Source organism: Cupriavidus sp. 05N39 (genome assembly GCF_056397325.1).
On record NZ_JBFTNE010000041.1, the window covers coordinates 57,863 to 70,471 of the forward strand.

Annotated in this window: 14 protein-coding genes; 1 reads left to right on the plus strand and 13 read right to left on the minus strand. The window is 64.2% G+C overall.

Going from position 1 to position 12,609, the window contains the following annotated elements; all coding sequences use genetic code 11:
- Positions 1-28: 28 nt before the first annotated feature.
- From AC1DN0_RS20440 to AC1DN0_RS20490, 11 genes are all read right to left on the minus strand, one after another.
- Positions 29-709: an LON peptidase substrate-binding domain-containing protein gene (locus tag AC1DN0_RS20440; protein ID WP_477145952.1), complete on the minus strand. Its 681-nt coding sequence runs from the start codon at positions 707-709 to the stop codon at positions 29-31.
- A 65-nt stretch (positions 710-774) separates the two neighbouring features.
- Positions 775-1,692, minus strand: a complete 918-nt coding sequence (rapZ, locus tag AC1DN0_RS20445; RefSeq protein WP_477102597.1) for an RNase adapter RapZ — start codon at positions 1,690-1,692, stop codon at positions 775-777.
- Positions 1,693-1,809: 117 nt separating this feature from the next.
- Entirely contained in the window at positions 1,810-2,187 is a 378-nt protein-coding gene (locus tag AC1DN0_RS20450) for a PsiF family protein (RefSeq protein ID WP_477145953.1), read from the minus strand.
- Between the two features lie 173 nt (positions 2,188-2,360).
- The gene (hprK, locus tag AC1DN0_RS20455) at positions 2,361-3,332 is read right to left on the minus strand and encodes an HPr(Ser) kinase/phosphatase (protein WP_006159437.1); all 972 of its coding nucleotides are present in this window, start codon (positions 3,330-3,332) and stop codon (positions 2,361-2,363) included.
- 78 nt (positions 3,333-3,410) lie between these two features.
- Positions 3,411-3,866, minus strand: coding sequence for a PTS IIA-like nitrogen regulatory protein PtsN (gene ptsN / locus AC1DN0_RS20460; protein WP_006159436.1), 456 nt, complete (start codon positions 3,864-3,866; stop codon positions 3,411-3,413).
- Positions 3,867-4,247: 381 nt separating this feature from the next.
- On the minus strand, positions 4,248-4,598 hold the full coding sequence (hpf, locus tag AC1DN0_RS20465) for a ribosome hibernation-promoting factor, HPF/YfiA family (RefSeq protein ID WP_006159435.1): 351 nt from the start codon (positions 4,596-4,598) through the stop codon (positions 4,248-4,250).
- Positions 4,599-4,647: 49 nt separating this feature from the next.
- Entirely contained in the window at positions 4,648-6,123 is a 1,476-nt protein-coding gene (locus AC1DN0_RS20470) for an RNA polymerase factor sigma-54 (protein WP_441627029.1), read from the minus strand.
- 147 nt (positions 6,124-6,270) lie between these two features.
- The gene (locus AC1DN0_RS20475) at positions 6,271-6,915 is read right to left on the minus strand and encodes an LPS export ABC transporter ATP-binding protein (protein ID WP_477145954.1); all 645 of its coding nucleotides are present in this window, start codon (positions 6,913-6,915) and stop codon (positions 6,271-6,273) included.
- A 36-nt stretch (positions 6,916-6,951) separates the two neighbouring features.
- Positions 6,952-7,596 (minus strand): lipopolysaccharide transport periplasmic protein LptA, encoded by a 645-nt coding sequence (gene lptA / locus AC1DN0_RS20480; RefSeq protein ID WP_035868341.1) that lies wholly within the window; start codon positions 7,594-7,596, stop codon positions 6,952-6,954.
- Between the two features lie 189 nt (positions 7,597-7,785).
- The gene (gene lptC / locus AC1DN0_RS20485) at positions 7,786-8,409 is read right to left on the minus strand and encodes an LPS export ABC transporter periplasmic protein LptC (RefSeq protein ID WP_441627032.1); all 624 of its coding nucleotides are present in this window, start codon (positions 8,407-8,409) and stop codon (positions 7,786-7,788) included.
- 15 nt (positions 8,410-8,424) lie between these two features.
- Positions 8,425-9,408, minus strand: coding sequence for a KpsF/GutQ family sugar-phosphate isomerase (locus tag AC1DN0_RS20490; protein ID WP_035868380.1), 984 nt, complete (start codon positions 9,406-9,408; stop codon positions 8,425-8,427).
- A gap of 150 nt (positions 9,409-9,558) precedes the next feature.
- On the opposite strand from AC1DN0_RS20490, the gene AC1DN0_RS20495 reads away from it, so the two are divergent.
- On the plus strand, positions 9,559-11,538 hold the full coding sequence (locus AC1DN0_RS20495; RefSeq protein WP_428180116.1) for a monovalent cation:proton antiporter family protein: 1,980 nt from the start codon (positions 9,559-9,561) through the stop codon (positions 11,536-11,538).
- A gap of 27 nt (positions 11,539-11,565) precedes the next feature.
- On the opposite strand, the gene AC1DN0_RS20500 is transcribed toward AC1DN0_RS20495, so the two are convergent.
- Together AC1DN0_RS20500 and AC1DN0_RS20505 are read right to left on the minus strand one after the other, a co-directional pair.
- Positions 11,566-11,949 (minus strand): ribbon-helix-helix domain-containing protein, encoded by a 384-nt coding sequence (locus tag AC1DN0_RS20500; RefSeq protein ID WP_035868349.1) that lies wholly within the window; start codon positions 11,947-11,949, stop codon positions 11,566-11,568.
- Positions 11,950-12,010: 61 nt separating this feature from the next.
- Positions 12,011-12,589: a DJ-1/PfpI family protein gene (locus tag AC1DN0_RS20505; RefSeq protein ID WP_428180117.1), complete on the minus strand. Its 579-nt coding sequence runs from the start codon at positions 12,587-12,589 to the stop codon at positions 12,011-12,013.
- Positions 12,590-12,609 lie beyond the last annotated feature (20 nt).

Sequence of the window (12,609 nt, forward strand, 5' to 3'; positions counted from 1 at the left end):
AGCTAAAGCCCTTTGCCGCGTGGGAGGCTCAGAGAATATGGTGTTGACGCATGTACTTGTGCACGATCTCGATCCGCATCCCCGCGTCCGGCAGCGCCATCAGCATCTGCTTGGCCTTGAGCGGCACGGGCAGCAACTCGCATAGCCGATTGGCCACCCAGCTCGGGTCATCCCACAGGAACGGCTCTGCAAACGGAAGCTTGCCCGGATGCTCCGCGTGGAGCGAGGCGACGATACGGCGCAGCACAGCAAGGCATTCGCCCAGCAGTTCAAGCTTGCAGTCGWTGATGTCGGGCGGCAGCAATTCCGCCTGACCCACCAGCAAACCATCGGCGCGCACACTGTGGCCTATCAGCCGGAAGCGCTGGCGCCCGCGCGCACTGATCAGCAGCACGCCAAGCTGCTCCATATTGCAGTCGACGATATCCGCCAGGCAGCCGATGGTCTCGGGCATGGTGGGTTCATTGGGGCGGGCGACCTCGTTGCCGCTGGCGATCAGGCAGACGCCGAAAGGTGTGTGATCGCGCATGCAAGCGCGCACCATATCCACATAGCGTGCTTCAAAAACGCGCAGCGGCAGCAGGCCATCCGGAAAGAGTACGGTGTGCAGCGGAAACAGCGGCAGGCCATCCAGCGCAGGCGGTACCGACGATGTACCGGACGAAGCGGTGGTCGAAGCGGATGAGCCGGGCGTGGCGTGTGAGGACATGCTGAGCCAGCAGAGTTTCGGGCGGGAATTGCCGAGCCTGGCCGCGAAACCTGCAGCTGCGGCCTTCAGCCGCCGGGTGCGAGCTCGCGGTGTCTCACCAGCACATTACCATGGGCGCGAAAATAGTTGGCAAGTCTTTCAGCGATGTACACGGAGCGGTGCTGGCCGCCCGTGCAGCCAATGGCGACGGTCAGGTAGCTGCGATTGTCCGCGATGAAACTTGGCAGCCACTTTTCCACGTAGGCGCGGATGTCATCGGCCATGGCCAGCACCATCGGCTGGCTCTGCAGGAAGTCGATCACGGGCTCGTCGCGTCCGGTCAGCGGGCGCAGGGCCAGGTCGTAGTAGGGGTTGGGCAGCGAGCGGACATCGAACACCAGGTCGGCATCGCTGGGCACGCCGTGCTTGAAGCCAAACGATTCGAACAGCAAGGTGAGTTTCAGGTCATCGCCGCGCACGAATTCCTTGATCCACGCGCGCAGCGTATTGGTGCGCACGTTGCTGGTGTCGATACGGTGCGCGGCCTCCGCCAGCGGGCTGAGCAGCTCGCGCTCCATCTCGATGGCTTCGATCAGGGACGTGTCGTTGTATGGCGCATCGAGCGCATTGTCTGCAACGCCCGCAGGTTCGGCATTGGCCGAGAGGGTCGCCTTGTCGATACGCATCGACAGCGGGTGGCGCCGCCGCGTTTCCGAGTATCGCTGCACCAGCGCATCCGTATTGGCGGTCAGGAAAACCACCCGGACCTGGTGTTCGGAGGCGAGGTTGCGCAGCGTGCCGGGCAATTCGTCCAGCGATTCGCGGCTGCGGATGTCGGTAGCGACGCCAAGATGGGTGTAACCCTGGCTTGCGAGATACTGGGCCAGCGCCGGAATAAACTGAGCCGGCAGGTTGTCAACGCAGTAGTAACCTGCGTCTTCCAGTACGTTCAAGGCAACGGATTTGCCGGAGCCGGAGATTCCGGTGATAAGTATGATGCGCATAGCACGACAAGCATAACATCAGGTGATGACGCCGTCATGACGGCGAGGCGCCAACAAAAATGGCGAACCGAAGGGTTCGCCATTTTCGCATGTCCGCATGCTAAGTGACGCGGGGGCTTACTTGGAGAGGCACTCGCTCATGAAGGCTTTGCGCTCGTCGCCCTTCTTGCCGGTAGCGTCCTTGTTGCACGCCGTCATCTTTTCCTGCTGGCTGTTCTTGGCGGGAGCGGCGGCGGGTTTGTTGGAGAGGCAGTCGCTCATGAASKCCTTGCGCTCGTCGCCCTTCTTGCCGGYGGCCTGCGTRTTGCAGGCCTTCATCTTGTCCTGTTGGGAGTTTGTCGCCGCGGGCGCCGCCGGTGCTGCCGGTGCTGCCGGTTTTGCGGACGTTGCGGGTGCCGCGGGCGTTGCGGTTGCTGCGGCCGGTGCATTCTGGGCGAAGGCGCCGCTGGCGAAAAGCGGGGCTACCAGCACGCACATCGCGATCATTCTCTTCATGCTTGCTCTCCTGGCTGTGGAAAACTTCATGGCTGCTGGCCATGTCGGCGCGGCAACTCGGGCTGGGCTCAATGTCCATTACTGCACAAAACGGCCTGTGCCCCAAACGCGTTGACGACGGAAGCGCGGACGAATGCAATCAATTGAAACAGCCCAGGCACGGCGCTGGCTGCCTAGAGTAGCCGGCCCTGGCCCCGCGATGCCACATCGGCTTGCATCGCGGCGCGCTGGCGGTCCATGAAATCGCGCAGCGTGTCGATGCCGCGCAGGCGCAGGATGGTGTTGCGGACGGCGGCCTCGACCAGCACGGCGAGATTTCGGCCGGCCGCCACCTGGATCTTGACCATGTGGATGGGCAGGCCGAGCACATCCAGATACTGGGAATCCAGCGGCAGGCGTTCGAATTCGCCGTCGTTGCGGCGCACCAGCTGCACCACCAGTTTCAGCTTCATCTTCCGGCGCACCGCGGTCTCGCCAAAGATCGTCTTGATGTCGAGCAGGCCCAGGCCGCGCACTTCAAGCAGGTTTTGCAGCAGGGGCGGGCAGCGGCCTTCAATGAAATCGGGTCCGAGCCGGACAAAATCCACGGCATCGTCCGCCACCAGCCCATGTCCGCGTGAAATCAGCTCCAGGCCGAGCTCACTCTTGCCCAGGCCGGATTCACCCATCACCAGCACGCCCATGCCGAGGATGTCGAGGAATACGCCGTGCATGGTCACGCGTGGCGCGGAAATGCGCGACAGGTAGAGGCGCAGGTGATCGATCACCGCCGCCGAGGACACCGGCGTAGTGAACAAGGGCGTGGAGGAACGCGTGCAGCGCAGTTCCAGGTCGGGCGGTGGCTCCATGCCGTCGGCAATCACCAGGAAGGGCGGTTCCAGCAGGATCAGCTCACCCATCTGGCGCTTGCGCATCTCGTCGTCGAGACGCTGGTAATACGTGATCTCGGGCTTGCCCAGGACCTGGATCCGGTTCGGGTGGATCAGGTTCAAGTGGCCGACGAGATCGGCCGCGGAAGTGGCTTCACGTGCGAATTCGACATCGAACGCCCGGTCGGCGCCTTCCAGGCCGGCTACCCAGGAGAGTTTGATATCGGCTGCGTTGTCGTCGAAGATCGACTGCGAGGTGACGCCAGTGAGTTCCATGCGGGTGCTTTCAGGAGCGAGCTTTCAGACAGCGGGGACAATTGCCCCGCTCGCCTGCGTAAAGATCGCCGAGGCCGGTCAGGGGTGCCATTGCGTCAGCAACTGGTGCACGTCATCGGGGGTGGGCAGGGTAGCCAGTCCTTCGCGCATCTCGCGGTCGGACAGCAGCTGGGCGATCTCCGAGAGAATCTCCAGATGTTGCTGGGTGGCCTGTTCGGGCACCAGCAGGAAGATCAGCAGCGCTACCGGCTTGCCGTCGGGAGATTCGAAGGGGATCGGCTCGGCCAGGCGCATGAAGGCGGCAAGTGGCTGCTTCAGTCCCTTGATGCGGCCATGCGGAATGGCAACCCCGGCGCCAAGACCAGTGGACCCCAGCGATTCGCGGGCGAACAGGTTGTCGGTCACGGTAGCGCGCGCCACGCCATGGTTGTTCTCGAAGAGGAGCCCGGCCTGTTCGAACACGCGCTTCTTGCTGGTGACGCTGACGTCGAGGTTGATGTTGCCGGGTGGCAGCAATTTAGCCAAACGATTCATGTGGAATGCGCAGGGTTTTCTAGTAAGCAGGCCCGGGGCCGGGAGGCATCGCGCCGGGCAAAAAAGAAGAAAAAACCAAGGTCCGAAGTTTCACCGGGTGTCCCCCTGCCGGTGTCGGGCGTCTGGCCATTATAGAGCAGGCCCGCCCCCGCCTTGTGCATTGCAATACCCGATGCGCGGAAGCGGTGCCGCGTGCACGGAAAAATCGTTGAGCTTGAGAACTATGTATTGCACAGCATACACCGGTCCATATGCGTTGCGGAATCCCCCGCGTGGTCCCGGATGAGCGCCAGGAACGAAAAAGCCGCGCTATGGGCGCGGCTTGATTCCGGTTTCAAGGGAGTGACACCGGCGGCCCGGTCTGTGGGCCACCAGGCACGGTCATTGCTGCATCTGCGATGCGGCCATCTGATACTTGACCGCTTCGCGGTCGTGGCTTTGCACGCGATCCTTATGGCGAATCACCTGCCGGTCGAGCTTGTCGACGAGCGCGTCGATAGCGGCATACAGGTCTTCATGATGCGCTTCGACAAAGATGTCCTTGCCCTTGAGATGTAGATTGATTTCCGCGTACTGCCGCCGGTCCTTTTCTTTTGTATTGTCGACAGAGAGCAGCACACTTACGCCAATGACTTGATCAAAATGCCTGACGATACGCTCCAGTTTCGTTTCCACGTACTCACGCAGCGGGGGCGTGATGTCCAAGTGGTGTCCACTGATCTTGAAGTTCATAGCGTTTCTCCTTCTGAAAGAGTTGCACCAGGCAGGCGATGCAACTCGGCTACAAAGTCTTGCGGAGAGTAACTGCCGGAATCTTGAGCGCCTCGCGGTATTTGGCAACGGTGCGTCGTGCCACTACGAAGCCTTGCTCGCCGAGCAATTCGGCAATCCGGCTGTCGGACAAGGGATTCCTGGCGTCTTCGGCTCCTATCAGTTGCTTGATCAACGCACGAATTGCCGTTGACGAGGCCGCGCCGCCGGTTTCTGTGGATACGTGACTGCCGAAGAAATACTTCAGCTCGAAAGTCCCCATCGGCGTTGCCATGTATTTATTGGTAGTCACCCGAGAGATGGTGGACTCGTGTAAACCCAGTGTATCGGCAATCTCCCGCAAAACCAAGGGGCGCATCGCAATTTCACCGTGGGTGAAGAAGTTCTTTTGACGTTCGACAATAGCTTGTGCAACGCGCAATATCGTGTCGAACCTTTGCTGGATATTCTTGATCAACCAGCGTGCCTCCTGCAGTTTTTGCTGCAGTCCCGCAGCACCCGCATCGCCTTTTGCACCGCGCAATATCTGCGCGTACATGTCGTTGATACGTAGCCGCGGCATCACATCCGGATTGAGCTGCGCGATCCAGCCGCCATTCAGTTTACGGACAAAAACATCGGGCACGACGAAGTCGGCTTCGGGGCGGCTGTACGCATGGCCCGGATAAGGCGCCAGAGAGCGGATCAGTTCATGCGCCGACTTCAATTCCGGCTCGTCCACCTGCAGCGCTTTTTTCAGGCGCGTGTAGTCGCGCACCGCGAGCAGTTCCAGGTGATTGGTGACAATGGTCAGCGCCAGGTCGCGCTGCGGGTGCTTGATGCGGCGCAATTGCAGCGCCAGGCATTCGGCCGCATTGCGTGCGCCGACACCAGGCGGATCGAAGCTCTGCAGCAGGGTAAGGACGGCGTGGATCTCGTCGACCTCGAATTCAAGTTCATCCGGCAGTTCGCTGCAGATTTCCTCGAGCGAGGCGCTCAGGTAGCCGTCGTCGTCCAGCGACTCGACCAGGAAGATGGCCAGCCCCTTGTCGCGCAACGAAATTTTCAGCGGCGCGAGCTGTTCCATCAGATGTTCGCGCAGCGTGGGTTCGGCGTCGCGCAACTGCATCGGGGTCTTTTCGTCGTCGTCGCCTTGCGGGCGGCGGGCGAAGTCGTCGAGGCTCCAGTCGTTGCCGTAGTCCTCGTTGCTGTCGGAATAGCTGTCTTCGGCCTCGGGCGCGCCGTCGGGGCGGTTCTCGCTGGTGCCCTGGCCGTCGGCGGGCGCCGGCGCGGGAGCGCTCTGCATGTTGACCGAGCCGTCGGCGGCAACGCGCAACGGGCTGTCGAGCCAGTCGTTCTCGCGTTCGAGCAAAGGGTTCTCGGTCAGCGCCTGTTCCACTTCCTGCTGCAGTTCGAGCGTGGACAGTTGCAGCAGCCGGATCGACTGCTGGAGTTGCGGCGTGAGCGCGAGATGCTGCGAGAGGCGGAGCTGTAGCGACGGTTTCATGCGACCTATTTTATGCCCAACTTCCGTGCCGGTGGAACGGAAATTGCTATCGCTGATGACGCCGTGATCGTTGCAGGGTAAAAGGCGACACCGGAGCCACCTTGGGCACAAGGTCGCCGCAGCTGCCGCTTGCTGTGGCGCGCCGCGTTACATGCGGAAATTCTCGCCCAGGTAGACCTTGCGCACCGACTCGTTGGCGATGATGTCTTCAGGCCGGCCCGAGGCCAGCACGGCGCCTTCGCTGATGATGTAGGCGATGAAGCGGGGCGCCGAGGCCAGGGCGCGGGCGATTTCCACGCGGCGGCGTTCGCCGCCTGACAGCGAAAGCGCCGGATTGTCGCGCAGGTGGGCAATCTGGAGGTCATCGAGCAGCGTGTCCAGCCGGCGCTCGAGTTCGGCCTTGCCAAGTGGCTTGCCGTCCTGGATCTGCAATTCCAGTACCGCGCGGATGTTCTCCTGCACATTCAGCTTGCGGAACACCGAAGCTTCCTGCGGCAGATAGGACAGGCCCATGCGTGCCCGTTCGTGAATGGCCAGGCCGCTGATGTGCTTGTCGTCGAGCACGATGTCGCCCTCGTCCAGCGCCACCAGTCCCACGATCATGTAGAAGGAGGTGGTCTTGCCCGCGCCGTTGGGCCCCAGGAGTCCGACCACCTCGCCGCTCTTTACGTCGAGGGACACATCCTTGACCACCGTGCGCGAGCCGTAGCGCTTTTTCAGGTGGCGCACGACCAGCGTGCTGCTGTCCTTCAGGGTGGCGGGCTGGGAGGGTGCGGTTTGGGTAACGGTCATGAAGGCTGAATCCGTGGATCGGGCGACGCGGCGGCGTCAGGGATTGACGGGGGCGGGCGCAGGCTTGAGCGGCAGCGGGGCGCCGGCGGCGCCGCTGGCGGGTTGCTCCTGGCGCGGCGACAACACGGCGCGCACGCGACCGGACGGGCTGCCCGCCGTCGCGTTCTCCGTACCGCCGCTGGCGGTGTAGAACTCGTTGCGGCTGTCGTAGGTGATCACTGCGCCGCGGATCTCGTCGACCAGCTTGGCGCCGGCCAGCCGCGCCATGCGTGCGCGGCCGATCAGCTTGGACAGCTCCTGCTTGCCGTCATACTCGATGCGGTCGCCCCAGCCGTCGATGTATTCGTCGACGTTGTCGCGCTTCTGGCGGATATAAGCCTGCTTGCCGCCCTTGGACGTAGCCACGGCGTACTGGTAGCCCTCGGGATCGGTGCGCACTTCGGCCGCGTCGGATTTCAACACCATGGTGCCCTTGGTCAGCACCACGTTGCCAGTCAGCACATAAACCTGCTTGACGTCGTCATAGCTGGCGTTGTCGGCTTCCAGTACCAGCGGTTTCTCGCGGTCGGCTTTCTCCGCGCTGGCGGGCGCGGCCAGCGTGAGGCCGAGGACGGCTGCCAGCGTCAGCAAAGCGGCCGTGCTGCGGCGGCGACAGGACGATGTCGTCAGGAGTGAATTCATGTTGGCGTGATGGCGGTTGGCGCGGACGGCTGTGGCCCGCGGGCGGCTTCGTTTCCTGGCGGCTGTTTCCGGGCAAGGCGGGCGGGGCTGCGCGGGCGGCACCCGCCTGGGTACCGTTTGCGCCCGCTCGCCTGGCCAGCACTGCTTCGCTTCATCTGGCAACAGCCTCTCGGGTCTTTGTTATCTGGGCTACTTCGCGGGACTCGCCGGCGGCCCCGTAATAATGGTGCCGCGTACGTTACCCAGCAATTGTACTTCGCGGGTGACATTGTTGAAGATCAGCCCGTTTGCCGTCATCACCGACGGGCCGCGGGTCAGCTTGACGGCTTTGTCGGTCTTCACGATGTCATCGTTGATCAGCACCTGGAAATACTCCGAGGCGGCTGTCATCTGCGGATCCTTGGCCGGGTCCGGCCCTTGGGCACGCACGATAAAGGCATTGCCGAACAGGTCGATCACCGAGCCTGCCGCGTTCATCGTGCCGCGATCGGAGTGGCCCGTGACAGGCGGGCGGTCGATTTCGTAGGCGCGCATGGCCGGACGCGTCACTTCGTAGGTCTGGTCGTCCTCGAAGTGGATCATCTTGTCGCCGGTGAACCGCATCTTGGTGTTGCCGTCCTCGGCCAGTTCGGTGGCGGAGAAGCGGACCATGTAGTAATCGGGCTCATGCTTCTTGCCCACCGGCCCGGTGGCGGCTTCTTTCGGGGAATTGACCTGCACCAGCCAGAAAGTGCTGCCCGCCACTAGCGCCATCAACAGCAGCGGCAAGGCGCGCATTCCTAGCCGGCTCAGGGAGGACAGGATATCCCGCATAGTTTGTGGGTGCTCTCAGATGACCTTGGCGCGGGTCAGGTCGTGGATGTGCAGGGCACCGACCAGGCGCTGGTCGGCATCGACCACCAGCATCTGGTTGATGCGGTTCGCCTCCATGACCTGCACGGCTTCCACCGCCAGCTGGTCCGGCCCCACCGTATGCGGCGAGCGGTGCATCACCTCGCTGATGGGCACGGTCTTCCAGTCGCGCGGCGTTTCCAGCAGGCGGCGCAGGTCGCCGTCGGTGAAGACGCCGATCAGGTGGTCGTCCGGATCCACCACCGCGGTCATGGCCATGCCCTTGCGGGTGATTTCCATCAGGGCCTGCGCCAGCGGCGTGCTTTCGCGTACCTTGGGCACTGCGTTGCCGCTGCGCATGACGTCGCGCACATGGGTCAGCAGCTTGCGCCCGAGCGCGCCGCCCGGATGCGAGCGGGCAAAGTCTTCCTCGCCGAAGCCGCGCGCGTCCAGCACCGCCACCGCTAGCGCATCGCCCATCGCCAGCGCGGCGGTGGTGCTGGCGGTGGGGGCCAGGTTAAGCGGGCAAGCCTCTTTCTCCACACCGGCGTTGAGGTGGGCGTCGGCCAGCTTGGCCAGCGTGGAGGCGGGGTTGCCGGTCACGGAGATCAGCTTGGCGCCGATGCGCTTGACGATCGGCACGATCGACAGCAGTTCGGCGGTCTCTCCGGAATTGGAAAAGGCAATCAGCACATCGTCGCGCGTGACCATGCCCAGGTCGCCATGGCTGGCCTCGGCCGGGTGCACGAAAAAGGCCGGCGTGCCGGTCGATGCCAGCGTGGCCGCGACCTTGCGGCCGATGTGTCCCGACTTGCCGATGCCCGACACGACGACGCGTCCGCTGCAATTCAGAGTGAGTTGCACGGCCTGCGCAAATTCGCCGTCCAGGCGGCCCGCGAGGGCGGCGACGGCATCGGCTTCGATCTGGAGGGTCTCGCGAGCGAGCCGAAGTGCTCGATCCGCATTGAAATTAGCTATCATGGCGACGAAGTATACCAACGAATGCGATGGCGCTTGGGCTGTTCCTGGGATCGGGCGGCCGGGGCGGCTGCCGTGCTTGCCGCAATCCGCCGGCAGGGCCGCCCGAGCCGGGTTGTCCTGGCCCGGTGGTGGCGTACCCTGATCCTTCCGATGCACTCTCCGCTGGACCTGACCCTTGTGCTGCTGGCCGCCGCCGTGTTCGGCGTGGTCGCCTTTCGCATGCTGCAATTACCGCCGATGCTGGGGTACCTGGTGGTCGGCATCCTGATCGGGCCGCACGCGCTCGGGCTGGCCAGCGATACCGCGCAGACCAAATACCTGGCCGAGTTCGGCGTGGTCTTTTTGATGTTCTCGATCGGGCTGGAGTTCAGCCTGGGCAAGCTCAAAGCCATGAAACGGCAGGTATTCGGCCTGGGCGGCTCGCAGGTGGTGCTGTCGCTGCTGGTGGTGATACCGGCGAGCTGGGCCTTCAACTGGCTGTTTCCGCTGTCCTGGCAGGCTTCGGTGGCGCTGGGCGGCGCGCTGGCCATGTCGTCCACCGCGATCGTCTCCAAGATGCTGTCGGAGCGGCTGGAGCTGGAAAGCGAGCACGGGCGCAATATCATCAGCATCCTGCTGTTCCAGGACTTGGCGGTGGTGCCGCTGCTGATCGTGATTCCGGCGCTGTCGCGCGATCCCGGCGACATGGCGATGGCGCTCGGCCTGGCCACGGTCAAGATCGTGGTGGCGCTGAGCCTGATCTTTTTTGTCGGCAAGCGGGTCATGAGCCGCTGGTTCCATGTGGTGGCGGCGCGCCGCTCGCAGGAGCTGTTCATGCTCAACCTGCTGCTGGTCACGCTGGGCATGGCGGCGCTGACCGAGCGGCTGGGCCTGTCGATGGCGCTGGGGGCCTTCATCGCCGGCATGCTGATCTCCGAGACGCCGTACCGCCATCAGGTGGAGGAGGACATCAAGCCCTTCCGCGATGTGCTGCTGGGGCTGTTCTTCGTCACCATCGGCATGTTGCTCAATATTCACGTGGTGCTCGATCACCTGTGGCTGGTGCTGGTGTTGCTGATCGTGCCGATCATCTTCAAGCTGCTGCTGATCGCCGGCCTGGCGCGCCTGTTCGGCTCGCGCCAGGGGGTAGCGATCCGCACCGGCCTGGGGCTGGCGCAGGCTGGCGAGTTCGGTTTCGTGCTGCTTAACCAGATCGATGGCCTGAACCTGGTCGATCCGGTGCTGATCCAGGTCATCCTGGCCTCGATGCTGCTGTCGATGCTGGCGGCGCCGTTCCTGATCCAGTACAGCGACGCCATCGTGCTGCGCTTTGCCGCCAACGAATGGCTGATGCAGTCGCTCAATATGACGCGCATCGCGGCGCAGAGCCTGCAGACCGAAAAACACGCCATCATCTGCGGCTTCGGCCGCAGCGGCCAGAACCTGGCGCATATGCTGGAGCGGGAGGGCATCACCTACGTGGCGCTCGACCTTGACCCGGATCGGGTGCGGGAGGCCGCCGCCGCGGGCGACACGGTGGTGTACGGCGACGCGGGCCGGCGCGAGGCGCTGATCGCGGCGGGCCTGCACCGGGCGGCTGCCTTGATCATCACTTATAACAACACGCCCTCCGCCCTCAAGGTGCTGCACCACGTGCAGGAGCTGGAACCGGCGCTTCCCGTCATCGTGCGTACCATGGACGACTCGGAGCTCGACATCCTGCAGAAGGCGGGCGCCACCGAGGTGGTACCGGAAAGCATCGAGGGCAGCCTGATGCTGGCCTCGCACGCCCTGGTGCTGCTGGGTGTGCCGATGCGGCGGGTGGTGCGCGGCGTGCAACAGGCGCGTGATGCGCGCTACAGCCTGCTGCGCGGCTACTTCCACGGACGCGACGACGAGGAGGATATGGTCGAGCGCGAGTCGGTGCGGCTGCAGTCGGTCTCGCTCGGCCCCGAGGCCACGGCGGTGGGGCGGCGGCTGGGCGCGCTAGGGCTGGACCGCATCGGGGTGGAGGTGACGGCGGTGCGCCGGCGCGGCATCCGCGCGTTCGATCCGCAGCCGGAAACCGTGCTGGAGCCGGGCGATATCGTGGTGCTGCGCGGGCAGCCCGAGGCGCTGGAGGCAGCCGAGCAGCGCATGCTTGCCGGTTGACTCTGACGCCGCGCAGGGAATGCGGCCTTATGCCGCCGCGCGGCTGGCGGGGCGCGCCGGTTCCGCCCAGGATGGCGGCAGGCCTTCCAGCACGGCCCGTGCATCGAGCGAGCCGACCGGCACGCTCTGATCGGCGGGGATGCGGCCTTCGCCTTGTAGCAGCAGGTAGCGCAGGCAGCACACGCGCAGGAATGACGTGAAGTTCGCCGCCTCGCCCCGGTACGCCGTCAGTTCGTCGTGCAGCCGGGTGATGAGCTGGCCCACGCTCATGCCGTCGCGCCGCGCCAGCGTTTCGAGCACTTCCCAGAACAGGCTTTCCAGCCGGATGCTGGTGGCCACCCCGTGCAGCCGCAGGGAGCGCGACTGGCCCTCGTACGACTGCGGGTTGGCCCGGATGAAGATTTCACACATAGAACAACTCCCGTGCGTGGCGGCCCGCGAGGGTATGCTCGCGGGCCGCGTTCGGAAGTCTCTAATGTACGATCCGGGTGCCCAGGACCGCAAGGAACTGCGCCAGCCAGGCCGGATGCGCTGGCCATGCCGGGGCGGTCACGAGGTTGCCATCGGTGTGTGCCTGGTCGACCGGGATGTCGGCGTACTTGCCGCCGGCCAGGCGTACTTCGGGCGCGCAGGCCGGATAGGCCGAGCAGGTCCGGCCTTCCAGCACGCCGGCCGCGGCCAGCAGTTGGGCGCCGTGGCACACCGCGGCGATCGGCTTGTTGGCGCTGGCGAAGTGACGCACGATCTCCAGCACCCGTTCGTTCAGGCGCAGGTATTCGGGGGCACGGCCGCCTGGGATGACCAGCCCGTCGTAGGCTGCCGGATCGATATCTGCAAAGCTCGCGTTCAGCGTGAAGTTGTGCCCGCGCTTCTCGCTGTAGGTCTGGTCGCCCTCGAAATCGTGGATGGCGGTGGGGCAGCTGGCGCCGGCGGCCTTGTCCGGACACACCGCGTGGACCGTGTGGCCCACCATCTGCAAGGCCTGGAACGGCACCATGGTTTCATAGTCTTCGGCATAGTCGCCGACCAGCATCAAGATCTTTTTTGCCATCACGGTCTCCTGTATGGTTA